Source organism: bacterium (assembly GCA_039961635.1).
In the GTDB taxonomy this organism is placed as follows: Bacteria; 4484-113; 4484-113; order JAGGVC01; family JAGGVC01; genus JABRWB01.
In genome coordinates, this window is the sequence record JABRWB010000082.1 from 1 (window position 1) to 17,627 (window position 17,627).

The 17,627-nt window shown below is 59.7% G+C and carries 17 protein-coding genes; 8 read left to right on the forward strand and 9 right to left on the reverse strand.

Features of this window, described 5'->3' with window-relative positions; genetic code table 11:
- Positions 1-74 precede the first annotated feature (74 nt).
- The 3 genes from HRF49_11175 to HRF49_11185 all read right to left on the reverse strand — a co-directional run bounded on the left by HRF49_11175 (position 75) and on the right by HRF49_11185 (position 2,513).
- Positions 75-1,220, reverse strand: coding sequence for a DGQHR domain-containing protein (locus tag HRF49_11175; GenBank protein MEP0815208.1), 1,146 nt, complete (start codon positions 1,218-1,220; stop codon positions 75-77).
- 94 nt (positions 1,221-1,314) lie between these two features.
- Positions 1,315-1,524, reverse strand: coding sequence for a hypothetical protein (locus tag HRF49_11180; GenBank protein MEP0815209.1), 210 nt, complete (start codon positions 1,522-1,524; stop codon positions 1,315-1,317).
- 455 nt (positions 1,525-1,979) lie between these two features.
- Positions 1,980-2,513 carry a deoxyuridine 5'-triphosphate nucleotidohydrolase gene (locus HRF49_11185; GenBank protein MEP0815210.1) on the reverse strand — a complete coding sequence of 178 codons (534 nt, stop codon included), beginning with the start codon at positions 2,511-2,513 and terminating at the stop codon, positions 1,980-1,982.
- Between the two features lie 120 nt (positions 2,514-2,633).
- Here HRF49_11185 and HRF49_11190 point away from each other — a divergent pair, with 120 nt between their 5' ends.
- Positions 2,634-3,773, forward strand: a complete 1,140-nt coding sequence (locus tag HRF49_11190; protein ID MEP0815211.1) for an HD domain-containing protein — start codon at positions 2,634-2,636, stop codon at positions 3,771-3,773.
- 94 nt (positions 3,774-3,867) lie between these two features.
- Positions 3,868-5,748: a tetratricopeptide repeat protein gene (locus HRF49_11195; protein ID MEP0815212.1), complete on the forward strand. Its 1,881-nt coding sequence runs from the start codon at positions 3,868-3,870 to the stop codon at positions 5,746-5,748.
- A 60-nt stretch (positions 5,749-5,808) separates the two neighbouring features.
- Here HRF49_11195 and HRF49_11200 read toward each other — a convergent pair whose 3' ends face one another.
- From HRF49_11200 to HRF49_11210, 3 genes are all read right to left on the reverse strand, one after another.
- The gene (locus HRF49_11200; protein MEP0815213.1) at positions 5,809-6,126 is read right to left on the reverse strand and encodes a hypothetical protein; all 318 of its coding nucleotides are present in this window, start codon (positions 6,124-6,126) and stop codon (positions 5,809-5,811) included.
- Between the two features lie 261 nt (positions 6,127-6,387).
- Positions 6,388-7,356 (reverse strand): FHA domain-containing protein, encoded by a 969-nt coding sequence (locus HRF49_11205; GenBank protein MEP0815214.1) that lies wholly within the window; start codon positions 7,354-7,356, stop codon positions 6,388-6,390.
- A 4-nt stretch (positions 7,357-7,360) separates the two neighbouring features.
- The gene (locus HRF49_11210; GenBank protein ID MEP0815215.1) at positions 7,361-8,884 is read right to left on the reverse strand and encodes a VWA domain-containing protein; all 1,524 of its coding nucleotides are present in this window, start codon (positions 8,882-8,884) and stop codon (positions 7,361-7,363) included.
- A 120-nt stretch (positions 8,885-9,004) separates the two neighbouring features.
- Here HRF49_11210 and HRF49_11215 point away from each other — a divergent pair, with 120 nt between their 5' ends.
- The 5 genes from HRF49_11215 (at position 9,005) to HRF49_11235 (ending at position 13,851) form a co-directional block, all read left to right on the forward strand.
- Entirely contained in the window at positions 9,005-10,108 is a 1,104-nt protein-coding gene (locus HRF49_11215) for a zinc-ribbon domain-containing protein (GenBank protein ID MEP0815216.1), read from the forward strand.
- Positions 10,109-10,140: 32 nt separating this feature from the next.
- Complete coding sequence (locus HRF49_11220; protein MEP0815217.1) at positions 10,141-11,109, forward strand: zinc ribbon domain-containing protein; 969 nt, start codon at positions 10,141-10,143, stop codon at positions 11,107-11,109.
- A gap of 140 nt (positions 11,110-11,249) precedes the next feature.
- Positions 11,250-12,356, forward strand: a complete 1,107-nt coding sequence (locus HRF49_11225) for an acyl-CoA dehydrogenase family protein (protein ID MEP0815218.1) — start codon at positions 11,250-11,252, stop codon at positions 12,354-12,356.
- Positions 12,357-12,420: 64 nt separating this feature from the next.
- On the forward strand, positions 12,421-13,371 hold the full coding sequence (locus HRF49_11230) for a hypothetical protein (GenBank protein ID MEP0815219.1): 951 nt from the start codon (positions 12,421-12,423) through the stop codon (positions 13,369-13,371).
- A 126-nt stretch (positions 13,372-13,497) separates the two neighbouring features.
- Positions 13,498-13,851, forward strand: coding sequence for a hypothetical protein (locus HRF49_11235; protein MEP0815220.1), 354 nt, complete (start codon positions 13,498-13,500; stop codon positions 13,849-13,851).
- Positions 13,852-13,974: 123 nt separating this feature from the next.
- Here the strand turns inward: HRF49_11235 and lysS are convergent, their stop codons facing one another.
- Genes lysS through HRF49_11250 form a run of 3 tightly spaced genes read right to left on the reverse strand, consistent with a single transcriptional unit; the run spans position 13,975 to position 17,400 of the window.
- Positions 13,975-15,543, reverse strand: a complete 1,569-nt coding sequence (gene lysS / locus HRF49_11240) for a lysine--tRNA ligase (protein MEP0815221.1) — start codon at positions 15,541-15,543, stop codon at positions 13,975-13,977.
- Between the two features lie 17 nt (positions 15,544-15,560).
- Positions 15,561-16,394, reverse strand: a complete 834-nt coding sequence (locus tag HRF49_11245) for an L-threonylcarbamoyladenylate synthase (GenBank protein ID MEP0815222.1) — start codon at positions 16,392-16,394, stop codon at positions 15,561-15,563.
- Positions 16,395-16,398: 4 nt separating this feature from the next.
- Positions 16,399-17,400, reverse strand: coding sequence for a peptide chain release factor N(5)-glutamine methyltransferase (locus HRF49_11250; GenBank protein ID MEP0815223.1), 1,002 nt, complete (start codon positions 17,398-17,400; stop codon positions 16,399-16,401).
- 111 nt (positions 17,401-17,511) lie between these two features.
- On the opposite strand from HRF49_11250, the gene HRF49_11255 reads away from it, so the two are divergent.
- The coding region (locus HRF49_11255; protein MEP0815224.1) for a helix-turn-helix domain-containing protein at positions 17,512-17,627 on the forward strand (116 nt) is incomplete at its 3' end.

Here is a 17,627-nt window from a genome sequence, read left to right on the forward strand (position 1 = left end):
CGAGCGTCCACATCATGGCTACCGCAACATGGGAAAACGCCCGATCGACACCATTAACGAATTCCAAAAGAGCGTTAGACAAGATGGTTAGTAGTACAATCAAGCTCCTTGGCAATTGCAACAGCACCTGCCCTGGACGAGTATGGCTCTACCCAACCGCCTTTCTTCTTCCAGAAATCGGGTGCTCCATGAGCAACTTTTTCCATACATACTGCAAAATTATCTTGATTACATGGCTGGTTTGCATAGGAAAAATGCCCAAGAAGTGCGGCTCCAAATTGTCCCAAGGCTTGTAGGCCAGTATTTGTCATAAGCTTGTAATTCAGCTTATCATTCCATTCGATTGCCCATGTTTTTGCAACGGCGTTGAAAAACGCATTTGTTACTTCGTAAATGTAACTGTAATTGTGAAGTTCATCAGTGTCAAAGCCTTTAAGGAAATGATTAAGTCCATCAATAAGAGCCTTTATTCTGATGAGGTATGTATCGCCCTTTTCCTTGCGGCCAGCGAAGTGAATTCGCTTGTAAAACGGACTTAACTTATCTTCATGAAGTTTACCTGCAAGCCATAATTCTAAATTCTCCTTTTTCTTTGTGGTCTCAGGAATCGTATGGTATTCAAGAGTAAGCAGATGGTTTACGTTTAATTTTCTTTGTTCACTATTGATTGTTGCAAAAATCCTTTTCTCATTATCGATGTCCACGGAATCCATAATGCAAAAGGGAGAAAGAACATTGTGAAGTGCTGGAAGTTTTTTGTCCCCTCCTGCGTAGTAAAGTCGATGATTTCCATCAACTCGTGAAATGGCCACTTCGCGCGGCTTAAGTTCTTTGATCTTGTTCCAATGAATTTTAATCTTGACAAAATCCATCTCAAAGCCCTTTGGACCTTTGGTGGGTGCCTTTTTCTCGATAGTTACGCAGTCACGCTTTCTGATATTCAAAATGATTTCTGGCCAAAGGCGGGGTTTATCAGCTGCATCTGACGCCGCATACTCGTAAGCCCTTCGTGCGTGACTTGAACTTAACTCCCTTTGCATTCCTTGGGGGTTGTTTGACTGATTATATTCGTCGGCTTGCGACATTTGAGAAAGAACTGCCAATGATGCAAAACCTCGGTAACATTTTACTCCGAGGCTTTTTCCCGAAACTGCATAAATCGCGGAGACATCACCAGTCGAACTGACAGGCTCACTTAATTTCTTAATTCTCTTGGACATGAATCTATCCTCCAAAGGAGATCATTTAAGACAAACAAAGTAAATATACTGCTTTTCTTAAATCTTGTCAATGAAAACGACCTGGTTTCAAGAATCAGATGTTTGGCGGTTCCTCCCCATCCTCCTCCATTTCCACCCACTCGTCCGTTTCCGACGGCATCAGGACGTATCCCGCCACATCGTGGACGTGAAATCCCCTCTCCAGCCAGTTCGAGCGGCCGGTCGTGCACCAGGTGTAGACGGCTTTGCCGAGGGCCTCGGCCCGGCGCCCCGCGTGGGCGGCTTGGCAAGGGTGATAGAACATTGCCCTCCGCTCTCCAACTCTAAATCCTGGGGGACATCCTCCTGATTATAGCAGAAAGGCTAGTTGACGGTTGCGAGTTGACAGTTCCGAGTTTGGGGTTGCCAGCCGCTTCGCGCACTGGGCGATTTGGCGTTGGTTTCAATTGCCAACTGCTAACTGTCAACAGTCCAACTGTCAACTGTCAAACCGTCAACTGTCCAGCTTGCAGTGCGCGTCCGCCCGCCTCTCCTGCTTCTTCCAGCGACGCGCCGCTGTGTCTCTGTGGTCTTGCTTTTGCTTTCAACTCCTCGCGATCCCAAGGGCGCTTTCCCCGCGTCGCGCAGTTTGGCACAGGTTCGGCACAGGTACGGCGGCCCGAACCCGCGCATATTTTGGCGGCGGATATGGCGGCGGCAACCGGCGGAAAGCGGCGGCCGCCGAATCGGGCGCCGCGGCGGCCCGGCGGCTTCCTGCGGCTATACTCCCTCGCCCTGGTAATCGCCGTCGTAGAGGCGCTTCGTTTTGCCTTCGAGGCGGATGAAGAAAATCTGGCCGATGCGTGCGTTCCGGTAAAGGCGCAGCGGATTCCACACGGACAAAAGCCCCTGGCCGCGGCCGCGGTAGCCCGGATCCCACACCGCGGAAAAAAGCGTCGCGCCGCTGCGCATCAGGCTGGAGCGCGGGAGGATGACGCCGATCGCGTCCGGCGGAACCTCGACGATTTCGTTGTAGCGCACAAGGTATCCGCCCGGCTCGAGCTCCGCGTATCCGCCGTAGGTTGTGCGCGCCTGCTCTGACAGCGACGGGTCGGTAAGCTCGTTTCCGAGCGGGTCCTGCCACTCGATCGCCGCGGTGTCGGGCAGGCGCCGGAGCTGGTTCGTGAAGTCCAGCGCGCCGGTGCCGGCGAACCGGCTGATGTCGCGCAGCGAAAGGTCAACGCCCGCGCCCTGCACCTGCGCCTCGCGGTCGATGAGTTCGAGAATGTTCACGAATCCGGGGCTGACTATCATCCTGCATCTTCTCCTTGTGGCTTCCCGGCCGCGGTTCACAAGCGTCGCGGCGGGGCGATTCTATCACCCCAGCAGGGTATTCCGGTGTATCATTGGCGCGTCCCCAGGTGGAGGCTGCGAATGGCGAAACACGCATTTCCGATGCACTCGATCCGCTCCGGCGAGCGCTACGAGTCCGACATATTTCTCGGCCGCGAGTTCCTGCTCAGGCAGGGGCATCCGGTCACCCCGGAGCTGTTCATCCGGCTCAAGAGGCGGGGCGTGAAGGAGCTGACCACGCCGCTCGAATCGCTGGCCGTCCGGATGCGCGAGCGCGTGGGCGCGCTGCCCGCGCTGCACCGCGAGAAGCTGGCGGAACGCAGGGACGCGCTGCTGGCGGAAGCGGGGGTGGAATCGGCAGTTCCACACGAGATATACGATCGCGCGGTAGCAGCTTCCGCGGCGGCATTCCTTGATGCTGCAAACGGCACTCTTACCGACTTCTCCCCCCTCTTTAATTGCGCGAATGAGCTTGCGGAAAGGGTGAAGTTCACCGGCGGAGAAGTGTACAAGCCGCTGGACACGCCGTCGCCGGATTTGTATTACACGCGGCACGGCGTAAACGTCGCGGTATTGCTTTTGTCGGTGATGGACGGCGCGGCGGAAGAGGTGGGCAAGGCGCAGGTAGCGATGGGCGGGCTGCTGCACGACATCGGCAAGGCGCACGTGCCGGGGACGATTCTGTTCAAGCAGGGCGCGCTTTCGGAAGATGAGTGGAATGCGGTTCGCGATCATGTTTCTCACAGCATGAAGCATCTTGCAGCGGCAATCGAAGTCGCGCCGGAAATCCGCGGGATGATCGAAGGGCATCACGAAAAGTGGAACGGCACGGGCTATCCGGCTGGGAAGGCGGGCGAGGATATCCCAGCGCTTGCCCGGTGGCTGACCTGTTGCGATGTTTACGACGCGCTGACGACGACGCGCGCGCATCAGGGCAGGGTGGCGCCGCCTATCGCGCTCGAACTCCTGCTCCAGAGCGCGGGGAGCCACTTCGATCCGGACGTGGCGGGGAAGATTTCGCTTCGGCTGGGGACGTACCCGGTCGGAAGCTATCTGCTGTTGGACGTTGACAGGACGGCGCTGGTCGTCCGCAATTTCCCCGGCGACGCGCCCGACAGGCCGGAGGTCGTACCGGTCACATTCGACGGAGGGGAGCCGCGCGCGGGCGCGCGCTTCAGGATTTCCGGGCGCTCGGAAGTATCCGACATTATTGATGTATGATGTATAATATTCAATGCGTTTGAGTTTTCTTAGCGGAAAACCTGCGCCGCCACAAATTGCGCCGCTTCGGGGAGCGGCCGTCTTTCTCGCCGCAATGCTTTTTGCAGCTCCCGCGCGCGCGCAAGCTGGAGCGGGCGCGCCGGCGGATGCCGCGAATCCCGCGCAGGACGTCGTCCATCTCGTTTGTCCGGTGGATGGTACGCAGTTCGATTACGCCCCTAAAAAATTGCCCCGCGGGCATTTGATTCAGGATCGCGATTTCTGTCTGCGGCTCGTGCCTGATTTATCCAGCTTCGCGACCACCGAACTGTATTCCGCGCGGTTGGCGGTTTGTCCGAAGTGCGGATTCTGCGCGGAGCCCGCGTCCGCGCTGTGGAAAGGAGAGAGCGCGGCGTCGCGCTGGTACCGCGACAATATCGCGCCGAAGGACGGACAAGGCGCATCCAAGCCGTCGTCTTCGCCGTGGGACGAGTTCGAACGCGCGGCGAAGCTTATCGAAAAATCAGGCGCGCCGGAGCGCGACAGCGCGGTGCAGTGGCTCAACGCGGCTTACGCGCTGCGCACCGGTTTCTGGAGCGAGCATCCGGATTGGGCCAGAGTGGCGGCGAAGCTTGAAAGCGACCTGCGGACTGCAACTGCGGGAAGCGGCTCGGTGCCCTCCCCCAAATCGCTGTACGAGGACTCTATCGAAATCCCGTCGTATTTCGGCGATTTGCTGTTGGACGGCGGGCGCGCGTATCCCGCGATGGGAATCCTTTCGCTTTACTGGCTCGCTCGCGGCGAGACCGCGCGCGCGAAGCACGCCCTCAATTCGTTCGCGGAGCTTGCATCCGCAGCCGGAAGCGCTCCCGCAAATTCCGGCGCGGCGCTGATGTCCGAGCTGACGGGCGAAGGGCTTTTGGAAAAAATGCGCGGCTACCAGGAGAACGCGATTTCCGCGTTCGAGGAGGCGCTCAACCAAGGCCAGCTTACCGTAGGCGAAGTGCCGGTGGTGTATTACCACTTGGCGGAGCTGTACCGGCGCACGGGCGACCTTGGAATGGCGGAGCGGTACTACAATCTTGCCAAAGCGTCCCCGGCGTTGAATCCGGATGTGAAAAAGCGCACCGACGAAGGGCTTGCGCTGTTGGGCGCTGACGAGAAGCTTTATTCCACGCTGGACGATTACGTGAGCGGGCGCGCGATTGACGAGCTGCCGCTTGAGGATATTTCGCGCGAATTGCCCGTTCCCGAAGCGCCGGCAGAGGCCGCGTTTTCAGGTGAAGGCGAAACGCGGGACTTGCTCAAAGAACCGGCGGACGACGCAACTCCTCACAAGAACGAGGCGATTGTCATCGGCAGACCAAAGAAAGACGGCGAAGTTGGAAAGAATGAGGAACCTGCTAATGATTCCGGGGCTGCCGATGTGGATGATGAAACTATGTATGCCGCAACGGATGAACCGGACGCGTCAAAGCTGCATGCGCCCGAAAAGCAGACTGACGGTGAATCCGCAGACGCGAGCGAATCCGCGCAGCCGGAAAAGAAGCCGGGAGACGGAATTCTGATTCTCAAACGTGAGCCGGGACCAGAAGAGGAATCGGAATCCGCGGCGCCCGTTGAATTGAAGCCTGTTATTGCCGAAGAAACGCCTGAAGAGGCGGCGGAAACGGAAAACGCGGAAACGCCGCCCGTGGCCGTCGAAACACCAGCGGAGGCGGAAGGCGGTGAGCCGACCGCCAATGAATCCGGCGAAGCAAAATCCATTGACGAATTGATCCGCGAAAGCGTCGAAATCCAAACGGGGGCCGTGCCGGAAGGCGACGTCGTTCCCGAAGACCCGTCAATTCCCGCTGAATACTGGGGGATGGTTATACCCGGATACTACATCGAGGAGCCGGAGGAATCAGGGGAGGGGGAAGGCGATTCCGAAGAAGGCGGTTCGGAGGAAAGCGAATCCGGCGGCGATAAGGAAAACAATCAGGCCGAGGAATAGCCGCCACGCCGATTTGGAGCTCGGCGGTATATTTATTGGTGCGGTAATTTCAAAGGCCAACTACTCGCCTTTATTATCTTCCGGGGCGGACTTGCCTTTTTCCTCGCTTGTGATTATCGGAATCTGGTCCTTCTCCACGTAGCCGAATTCCTCCTTGAGGAACCGCTTTTGGAAATCTGAATCTTCCTTTAATTGCTTCGTCTCGCGCAGAACGTCCAGGTGCTTGTCCTGGAGCGCCTTGTATATCTCCTCCCGCTTCGCGAGTTCCTTTCCCAGCAGGTAATCCTGCCGCCAGAACGAAACGAGCGTGCCGAGCGAAAGGAGCAGCGTGAGGACAAGCGCCGCCGCAAGAAGCATCATCCGCACCCGCTTGGGCATGGCGGGATTGTAGCATAAGGAGGGTAATTCAAGCAAGGAAGCGGCAGATTAACGAATGAGGCGCAACACTCAAGGTGATTAAATCCCGGAAGTTTTGCACCATTGAAAGGAATACGCCATTTGGCGTTTAATGGTTTTGTTTGGATTTCAGAATTTGAAATTGGCAGCAGCACTGTCGAGATAGAAACTGCGAGGAGGTACTCTGCAAGCTGCCTACGCGGGACTGTCCAAACAGGCGAATGTCAACGATTTGCCCCCGGCCTATGAGCGATCCAACCGCAGCTCGGTTTCTCCGAGCATCACGCTTTCGCCTTCTGCGAGCGCCCGCTCCGCGTTCGGCGGAAGCTGTTCGGAGCCGACATATGTCCCGTTCGTGCTGCCGAGGTCGGTGATGAAAATGCCGTCCTCCCGGACGTCGATTTTCGCGTGCGCGCCAGAAATATAACCGTCGCCCGATATAACGACATCGCATTTTCCCGCTTTGCGGCCGAGAACGGTTGCGCCCATCGGCAGCTCGATCGGCGGCATTTCCCGGCTCGTGCAAACCAAACGCCATCCGGAAGGGATAGTCTCTGATTCCGCCGCCGCCGCCTCGGTTTCACGCCCCCCCCCGTCCGATGCGTCCTGCGATGCGGCCTGTCCGGATTCCGGCGTTTCCAATCCCGCTTCCAAATCTGCAGAATCCGCGACATCCAAGGCTTCCTTTTTGTCTTTTTCCAACTCCGAACTCTCAACTCCCAACCTCGAACTTTGTTTTCCCATGAATTCCCACGCGATTTCGGTCTGGCCGAACTTGAGAACGTCGCCCGGCGCAAGCTCCCGCGGCGCGTTTTTTTCCAGCCGCTCGCCGTTGACGAAGCTGCCGTTCGTGCTTCCGAGGTCCACGACCGATATTCCGGAGTCGGCGACGCGTATTTCCGCGTGCTTTCTGCTCACATAAGCGTCCGCGACAGTGAAATCCGCATCCGCGCGGCCGATGGTGAATGTCCCCGCGGGGAATTCGCACGGCTCCCCCCCCGGCGCGCACAGCCGCAGCAGCACGACTCCAGCGAGCAGAGCCTCCGGCTCCAGCTTCCCGATGTCCTCCGGCGCGGTCAAATCCAGCCCGCATTCCGCGCAGTACCCGTCGGCGTCAAGCGCCGCTTCGCCGCAGTTTGGGCATGGCGCAACCGGCAGTGCTTTGGCCTCCTCCGTTGCGCTTCCCGCAAGCAATGTTTTTTCTTCTGTCATCGAATCACCTATTTGGCGCCTTCTGAATCTGCGTCTTGTCCTGGTCGAGCCGGAACCGCGCGCCCGAAAGTAGCTTCGTCGCCGCGTCCACCTGTCCGGTTTTCATCTTCGCCGCTACACCCGCGATTATCGTCGCGTCCTCGCTTCGGCCGCTCGCCAGAAGCTGCGTTTCGGCTTGCGATACGATCATCGTCGCGGTCTGCGCGTCCTTGCCCGCAAGCGACGCCGCGCGTTCGAGTTGCGCCGCGACGTCCCTCGTCGCCAGCGCCTGCCGCACCCGCTCGCTTTCATGGCCGCGCACCTTGTCCTTGTCCAGCGTGAACTCGAACACGACGCCCGCGCGCTGGGTCACGCGCTCGGTTCCGCCGAACGGCTTGTACGAAAGCTCGACCTCCAGCTTCTTGAACCGCGCGGGAGGATGCGGCTCTATCGCGAGCTCAATTAGCGCTGCCTGCGTCGTCCCCGCCTCAAGCGAGGGCAGCCCGATCGTCACCTCGCGCCCCTCCGCCTTGTATTCGAGGCCGTACACGCGCGCGACGCTCACGCCCTTGCGCAGCTTCAGCCTAATTTCCGGCTCGTTGCCCACCACGCCGAAAAGGCTGCCGAGCTCCCGCTCGAACACCTTCGGAATTTCGTCCGGATGCTCGACGAAGTGATAGTTCCCGCCGGTGTTCTTGGCGATCGCCATCATCAGCTCCTCGTTGTACTCGATGCCCATCCCCAGCGTGGAAAAGCTGATGCCGGACGCGTGCCGGCTTCGCACCTCGCTCACGATGCTCTGGTAGTCGGTGATCCCCTCGTTCGCTTCGCCGTCGGTGAGAAGCAATACGCGCTTCAAATGGTGCGGCGCCTGCGTGGAGAGCAATTGCACTACCGCGTCCGAGATTCCGCCCCACAGGTTCGTCGTCCCGCGCGGCCGGATCGCGTCAACGTGCTGTTTGATCAGGTTCGCGTTCAGAACCCGGCGCAGCGGCATCACGACTTCGCTTTCTTCGCCGAAGACGACTATCGTAAGCAAGTCGGCGGGCGTGAGCCGGTCGACCAGATACTTGACCGCGATTTTGAGCTGCTCCATCGGGCGGCCTTCCATCGAGCCGCTCTTGTCCAACACGAGCGCGACCGCGACCGGCGCGCGCGCGGTTTCCCGGCCCTCGAAAAAGCTCGATGCCTCGACCAGAACATGGTTCGTCGTCTTCTGGCGGGCGAGCGCGTACGGAAACTGCGCGGACACCGCCATTTCGACGACGGGCTTGAACTGCTCCACCGGCGCCGCGACAAGCCCGCCCGCGCCCGTGACGACCGTCGCGTCTCCCGAAAGCGCGGCGGTGATCACCGTGCGATCCGCGTCCGGCGAGGCGACGACGGTCGCCTCCAAGCCCGCGTCCGCGCCAAGAGACGCCACTACCGTGCGCTCGCCGTCCACGATGCCCGAATCGCTGACGATTGTCGCCTGCTCCGAGGCGGATTCCTTGTCTCTCTCGACGGATACCGCCGGATCGCCTTTCGTGTCGAAATCTTCGTCGTGCATAAGCTCCTCTGGCCCCGCGGCGCGCCCGCGGCCCGCGGTTGGACTGAGTATAGCAGGGGGAGGTTCCCTCAAAATGCTATTATCTGTGCGGGGAATTCAAATTCGGTTATCGAGGACCAAATGTCCAACTACTGCAGCAAGTGCGGGGCGGCCAACGAGCAAGGATGGAAGTTCTGCGTATCCTGTGGCTCCGAGCTTTCCGCGCCCGCGCGCTCGTACGCGCCGCCTTCCACAGCCCCGCCTTCCGGAGCCGCGCCTGCGCCAACAGCTGCGCCTTCCGGAATCGACGCCCAAGAGCAATCCTGCCCGGCCTCTCCGCAATGGGGGCCAGGCGCGGCAGCCTCACCTGGGGAGCACCGCGCTCCGCCGCAGCCGGACGCGAACGCGCCGCAGTGGGGCAGTCCCGGCCCGGCTTCCGGCGCGCCTTCTGCGCCGGGCCAACCTTACGCGCGGCAGTACCAAGCCCAGCCGCCGCGGCATTTCGCCTGCGTCGAAGCGATCCCGCATCCCGACCTACCGGTCGCGCAAGACTCGCTGAGCGAAATAATTTCCAAAGCGTTCCGGATGTACTTCGCCAATTTCGGCGCGTTTTTCGGAACGTACTGGGTGATGATGCTGATCGTTATGTTCGCCGCGATGATAGCGGCGTTCATTCCGTTCGTCGGCAACCTCGCGCAGTTCCTGGTTTCGCCGATCCTCGTGGGCGTTTATTTCGTGTTTCTGAAGACGATCCGCGGGCACCGGACAGACATAGGCGACGCGTTCTCGTGCCTTTCCGAAAAATACGTGCCCGCGCTGATCGCGACCCTTGTCCAGGGATTTCTCACGGCAGTTCCGGTCCTGGCCATTGTTTTCATCACGATGGGCGGCTCGATAATCCAGCTTTTGGCGATGAACGATCCGTCCAAATTCGAGGACTGGGATTTCTGGAAGGGGCTTATCTTCAATTATGTAATCGCTATAGTGCTCATCGGGCTCGTGATGCTCTTCGTCAATTTCGTAATGCCGCTCATCGCCGACGACGAGCATGATTTTTGGCGCGCGATAACGCGCAGTGTGGTTTTCGTCTGGCGGCACTACTGGGAAGTGTTTCTCCTTTCGCTGATAGCCGGGTTCATGGCGATGCTGGGACTGCTTCTGCTTTTGATCGGTGTGATTTTCACCGCACCGCTTTACTTCGTATTTTTCATGGCGTACTACGAAGCGAGGAAGGGGGAGTTTTGACTTCTTCGTGAATTTGCCGGGGCAATAAGACGATGGAAACGGAATACTCCTTTTGCCATTTCTGCGGAGAAGAAACGGAAATCAACGATGTGTTTTGTCGCGCGTGCGGAAAGCAGTTGAAAGAACTGGAGGCGCCGATTCCCGAAATCATCGAGCAGAAATCAAAATGCGAATGCGAATCGCCACCGATTGGACCATACAAGCCCTTCGTCGGCGAGTCGTATCAGGCAGAGCCGTCAGATTCGTTAACTCAAATTTTAAAAAAGGCATTCAAGTTTCATTGCCGTTATTTTGGCGATATATTCGCCATCTGTCTTGTAATCGGAATAATAGCTTCTGGATTGCCAGGGCTTTTAGGTTTGATATTTGAGTTGATACAAGAGCATTCGCCCTTGAAGGATGTGGCGAATGGATTTCGGTTTGCATTGGAATTGCTTCTTGGACCATTCGGGCTGTGTATCTGGATTCTACTTTTCAGGTTGCTGGCTGGACAGAAATGCACCGTCGACATGGCAATTGGAGGATTAAAGGGAAAGTACTGGGCCGCCTTAAGTGTAGGATTAGTTGAATTCGGTATTGTGTTTGGTGTGGTTTTTGCCAGTGCAGCATTTCTGGGATACGCGGGATCTGCATTCGCGATGTCAATCGCTTTCAATGACACGCTTGACGAAAGCAAATTGCCGCCGCCCCCAGAATTCAGCTGGGGCCTGGTTATGCTGTTTGCTGCCGCATTGCTTGTGTTGTTTCTGCTTAATACCTTGATTCAATTTTCAATGCCTCTTTTCGCAAGCGGAGAAGCCAGCGGACCGAAAGCGAATTGGAAAAGCGTTAAGTATTCGGCAAGCAACCTTCCCGAAGCAATGGCTCTTAAAGTCCTTGGTGGGCTAATCGCATTATCAGGCTTGCTGGCTTTTATAGTAGGCTTGATTTTTACCGCTCCGTTTGCGCATACATTCACGGTTGTATACTTTCAGGCAAGAAAAGCGCGCTTTAACATTTGAATTTGGAATTGGCAGATATTGCGGATGATACAATCTGGTCGCGGCGATAAGCGTATCGCGCAAAGGTTTGCAAGGTGTCTTTCCCCGACCCTCACGATTTCTACGACCTGGAGAGCCTTCTCTCCGACGACCAGCGCCTCATGCGCGACGCGGTGCGCGCGTGGGTGGACGAGCGATTCCGCCCGATAGTCGCGGAGCACTTCGAGGCGCACACGTTCCCGCTCGACCTCGTCCCGGAAATGGCGGAGTTGGGGCTGTTCGGCCCCACGCTCCCCGAAAAGTACGGCTGCCCGGCGGTGGACAACATCGCGTACGGGCTGATAATGCAGGAGCTGGAAGCCGGAGACTCCGGCCTGCGCAGCTTCGCCAGCGTCCAGTCGGCGCTTGTGATGTACCCGATATTCACCTGGGGCAGCGAGAAGCAGAAGGATCATTGGCTGCCGCGGCTCGCGAAGGGAACGGCGATCGGCTGTTTCGGGCTGACCGAGCCGGACCACGGCAGCGACCCCGGCGGGATGGTGACGCGCGCGGATCCTGCGGACGGCGGCGGCTGGGTGCTGAACGGCGCAAAGATGTGGATAACGAACGGGACGATTGCGGACGTCGCGGTGGTCTGGGCCAAAACGCCGGACGGCATCGGTGGATTCCTCGTCGAGCGCGGCGCGCCCGGATTCTCCGCGCCGGAGCAAAAGCGCAAGCTCTCGCTGCGGGCCAGCGTGACGAGCGAGCTGATATTCGACAACGTGAAGGTTCCCGCGGAGAACAAATTGCCCGACGCGCGCGGCCTCAAGTGCCCGCTTTCATGTTTGACACAGGCGCGCTACGGGATCGCGTGGGGCGCGATCGGCGCGGCGCGGGACTGCTTCGGCTGCGCGGTGGACTACGCGAAAAGCCGGACGCAGTTCGAACGCCCGATAGCCTCGTTCCAGATCCAGCAGCAGAAGTTTGCGGAAATGCTCACCGACATCACCGCCGCGCAGCTGATCGCGCACCGCCTCGGCGTGCTCAAGGACGAAGGAAGGATGCACCACGCGCAGGTGTCGCTCGCCAAGCGCAACAACGTGGCGATGGCGCTGCGGGTCGCCCGCGAGTGCCGCCAGGTATTGGGCGCGAGCGGAATAACGCTCGAATACCCGGTCATCCGCCACATGAACAACCTGGAAAGCGTGATCACGTACGAAGGCACGCACGACATCCACACGCTGGTTTTGGGCGAGGCCGCGACGGGCATCGCGGCGTTTGTGTGAATCGTCTCCAGCCGTTCCTGTATAATTTGTCCGGCAATAACAAATCCTTCCGGCGGGGGATGACATGCAAAGGTATGCAGGATTTTTAGTTTTCGTAATGATGTTCGCCGCAACTGCGTTCGCGCAGGACGCGGGGCAGGGCGGCGAACTGTCCGGCACTTCTCCGGCCACGGTTCCCGGCGCTTCGTATTCGCCCGATCGCTTGCGCGAGCTTATCGAGCTCGGCAAAAAGCGCGAAGTCAAGCCCTCGGCGCTTCCCAATCCGAACGCGCTGCCGGAGCTGTATCCCTGCGACGCGGCGCTCCAGTCCCAGACCTGGCAGTTTCTTTCGCCCGCCGAGCGGATGCTCGCGAACGGCTTTGAAGTGCTCGACGAGGCCGCTTCCCCGCTCGATCCCCCGTTCACCGTCAATCCGATCCGCGACATCGCGGAGCAAATTGCGCTTTACTACAAATACAACGGCGCGATGCCGAACGCAAACAAGGCGCTTGTCGAGCTTGCCGCGCCGGGAATGGACACGGGCGACGATTTGATCGAATTCGTCCAGGGCGCGATTCTGATGGGCGAGGCCTCGCCCGCGGTGGAGAATTACGACCTGCTCTGGAAGAATCCCTACACCGGCGCGCCGATCGCGTACGACAAAGAAGCGCACAGCCCCGGCGATTGTTTCATAGCGATTGTGAACCTGCATCCGCAGGGTGCGGCCGCCGTCGCCAAATACCGCGCGAAGTTGGAAGGCAAACCGGCCGCGCAAACCGGCGGAATGGGCGGCGGGATGATGATGTCCGAATCTTCCGAGCCGCAAAAGCGGCCCGCGGAGGCCGCGGCTGCGGAGATCCCGGCGGACGATCCGTCCAATCCGATAGTCGTTTACGTCCGTATCTACGGCAAGACCGGCGTGCTTACGTCGTATGTATTCGCGGTGCCGCGTGAAGACGCGCCGGCGGAGCCCCGGCAGGCCGAGCCGCAGGAGGAGCGGGGCGGATTCGGCAGCGGCTCGTTCATCGGCAAGTAGTTATCACAAACGGGCGGTTTCGACGGGCCGGCGGCGCCGGGAAGCATCTTTTTCACCTTCCAAGTCGATAACGAGCCTTACATTGGGGTATTAAGTATCTCGATTACCTGTTATGGAGGATTCATAGTGAAGAAAGGTTACGTTTTCGCCCTGACAATCGCGATCGTTCTGTCGGTCGCGGTTTACGCATATTCGCGCACGGCCGAAATCCGGCCCGATTTCAAGCTCGAAAACACCGCGCCCGCGACCGCGCAGACCGTTGACGGCGACAAGGCCGCGTGCCCGTATAAGTCCAAGGCCGATTGCGCGCCGGGCGAAAAATGCACCGACGCCGAGAAGGCCGCGAAGTACGGCAACTGCCACAAGGACAAGGGCGAAGCCGGCGCGACATCAGCCTCGGCGGAAACCAAGAGGGGCGGCTGCTGCGCCGGCGGCGCGAAAAGCAAGTCCGAGGCGAAGGGCGAAGGCGCCAGCGCGTAGGGGCATGTGGATTGGTAGGGGCGCACTGCGTGCGCCCGACTGCCTTCCCGCATATATATACCGCCGGTCTCCATACCGGCGAACCGTGATTGCTATTCGCCCCACGTCCGGGTAGTTTTTTTTTTACTTCTTCCTCAATTGCGGAAACAGCAGCACTTCCCTTATCGACTGCTGCCCGGAGAGCAGCATGCACAGCCTGTCTATCCCGATTCCCAGCCCGCCGTTCGGCGGCATTCCGTATTCCAGCGCGGCCAGGAAGTCCTCGTCCACCGCGCGGAATTCCTCGCCCGCGGCCCGCGCCTCTTCAACCTGCTCCTCCATCCTCGCGCGCTGGTCGAGCGGATCGTTCGCCTCGCTGAAGCTGTTGGCGATTTCGAATCCCGCGACGAAAAGCTCGAACCGGTAAACCAGCCGCGGATCGTCCGGCCGCCGCTTCGCAAGCAGCGTAAGCTCGACCGGATAATCCAAGATAAAAGTCGGCTGAATTAAATTCGGCTCGACGAGCTCCTTGAATATTTCGTCCAGCACCTTTTCGTATGTGCGTTTTTCGGGCAGTTCCAGCCCGATTGATTTCGCTTTCGCCACCACCGCGTCAAGCGTGCGCACCTGCGCAAGCTCCACGCCCGCGCACGTGCGCATCGCGTCCGCGAATTTCATCCGTTTGAACGGCGGCGTGAAATCCAGTTCGATTCCGCCGAAGCTCCGCAGATACGAGCCGAACACGTTTTTGGCGACGTGCGCGACGAGCGATTCGGTCAGCTCCATCACGTCGCCGTAGTCCGCGTACGCCCAGTAAAGCTCCAGCATCGTGAACTCGGGATTGTGTTTGACGCTCGTCCCCTCGTTGCGGAAGACGCGGCCCATCTCGAAGACGCGCTCCATCCCGCCCACGATCAGGCGTTTCAAATGCAGCTCGATCGCGATGCGCATGTACATGTCCTGGTCGAGCGCGTTGTAGTGCGTGACGAACGGCTCGGCGGTGGCCCCCCCCGCAATTTCGTGCAGGAGCGGCGTCTCCACCTCGACAAAATCGCGGCTTTCCAGAAACCGCCGGATTTCGCTTTTCGCTTTGCACAGCGTCAGGAAGCGGTCGCGCACCTCGCGGTTTATCGCGAGGTCCACGTAGCGGTGGCGGTAGCGCGCTTCGACGTCGGTCAGGCCGTGCCACTTTTCCGGAAGCGGGCGCAGGATTTTGCACAGCAGCGTGAAGCTCTCCACGTGGATCGAAATCTCGCCCGTCTTCGTTTTGAATACGAATCCCTCGGCACCGATGATGTCGCCCAAATCAAGTTTCTTGTACAGCTCGTACGCGGAAAGCCCGCGGCCGGCCGCGCAGTCTTCGATCCCATCCGGCCGAGGCGCGCCTTCGCCGCGCGCGTACTTAACATCGTCGCGCTTGAAGTAAAGCTGAATTTTCCCGCTCTGGTCGTGCAGGTCGGCGAATCCGGCCTTGCCCATCACCCGCTTCGTCAGAATCCGGCCCGCGACGCGAACGTTCTGGCCTTCCAGCGCGTCGTAACCTTCTATTATCTCCGCCGCGTTGTGAGTGCGGTCGAACCGCACCTCGGCGTAAGGGTCGAGACCCGCCGCGCGCAGCGCCTCGAGCTTTTCCAGCATCACGCGGTCCGCGGTCTCGGACAGCGCCTCCGGTTCGCCCGGCTGTTCGTCTTGATCTTTCGTTTCGTCGCTCATGATTTCCTCGCCCCGGCCTACGGCCCAAGGGAGCGCGCATTATAACGGCTCCACGCTGCGAGTGCGGCCAGCATGTCGCGCTGGGACGAAGTCATCGACGCGCTGCCGCGGAAAACGATGCGCCTTGCGCCGCGGAATTTGACAAGCGGCTGGCATGTCCAGAATAGCGCGTCGTTTTCAGCATCCTCTGCGATCTCTGTGTCTCTGTGGTTTGTCTCTTCCGGCGCCCATTCGACAAAAAGCTCCGCTGTTTTCGCCGGATCGCGGCGGATTATCCACCTTTCGTCCGCAATTTCAACAACGCAACTCGCCGCGCCGTACGGGCATCTCCCGCCGTCGAAAATCAAATCGACCGCGTCGCGTATCGCCGCGTCCGTCTCCGCGATGGAGCGGGGCGCGGGCGCGCCGTGCAGGTTCGCGCTCGTCGCGAAAACGAGCCCGCCGCAGGCCTCGATCACCGGCCAGAGCGGCGGATAGTAGACCGCGCGTATCCCACAGGTAGCTGTTCCCGGCAATATCGCGTCCGCGGGCAGCAAATCGCGCACCGAGTCCGCGGGGACGACCACCGTCAGCGGCCCGGGCAAAAGTTCCCGCATCCAGTTTTCCAGCGGCAGCTCGCGCACCATCCACGAAACGACGCGGCTGTCCGGATTCACCAGAATCGCGATCGGCATTTCCGCGGGCCGCGACTTCATATCGAATATCCGCGCAACCGCGAGCGGATCGCGGCACAACAGCCCGCACACCGTGTCCGTCGTGGACAAAACGACGCCGCCGGATTTGAGCGCGTGCGCAACGTCGGCCGAGAATTCTCCCGGCGCGGCCGCGCCCGCGATTACGATTTCCGCCATCGCGCTAACTGTACCGGGCGATCACATACCGGTCAATCCCGGCGAGGTCGCGCCTGACTTCCACTTCGTCCGCGCCGCCCGCCCAGAAGATGCGCCGCACGTCGTCCGCCTGTCCCTCGCCCACCTCGACCGCCGCGCGCCCGCCCGGCGCGACCAGCCCCGGAGCGAACCGCGCGATCATCCGGAAATAGTGAAGCCCTCCGCCCGGCGCGATAAGCGCGTCCTGCGGCTCGTGCAGCCGCACGCTCTCGTCCAGCCGCCCGTCGTCCGCCGCGATGTACGGAGGATTGCTGATTAACAGATCCAGATTCGCCGGCCCCGACAGCCCCGCAAGTCCGTCGTGCTGCACCGGAATCACCCGCAGCCCCAGCGCGTAACGTTTCAGGTTCCCGCGCGTCGCGCGGATCGCCGCCGCGCTCTTGTCGCTCGCCCACACGACCGCGTCCGGGAATTCGAGCGCAAGATACACCGCGATACACCCGCTCCCGCACCCGAAATCGAGAACGCGAAGCTCGGATGCGTCCTCCTCGTCTGTAGCAACCAATACTCCGGATTGCACCGCGGATTCCCCCGACGCGGCAAGTCCAAAGTCGCTTCTGCGCCTCGCCGCCTCGTCGAGCAGCTCCTTCCCGATGAGCGCCAGCCCCTCGGTTTCCTGCCGTGGGATGAGCACGCCGGGCGATACGCCGATTTTCAGCCCGTTGAACCAGGCGTATCCCAAAAGGTACGCCAGCGGCACGCCCTCCGCGCGCCCCGCGATTATCCGGTCTAATTCTCGCTCGAAGGCATGGGCGCTTTCAACCTCCGTCCGCCCGCCCTCAACTCTCGACCGTGTGCCTCCGAACTCCGGAAGCGGCGAAACCTCGTCCGCCGCCCAGAACTCGCCCGCGGGCAGCCCGAAAATATGCTCGACGATGCGGTCGGCCTCGAACCGCGCAAATTCGACATCGGAGCAGGCTTCTAGCCGCTCGCGTATCTGCGCGTGGATTATGGCGGGGCGAACCATCGGGGCGGATTATAAAAAATATTAGCATAGTGGACTGCACCTCTTAGGCCCGGCACATTCATGAATGAGGTGCAACACTCTAGGTGATTCAAGCCCGGAGGTGTTGCACCGTTGAAAGAGTACCATAACTTGACATTCAAGGACCGCATACTCATTCATGCGTATTCGAAGGAGGGGTGGTCATTTCGAAAGATAGCGCGTGAACTGGGATATTCGCCGTCCACGAT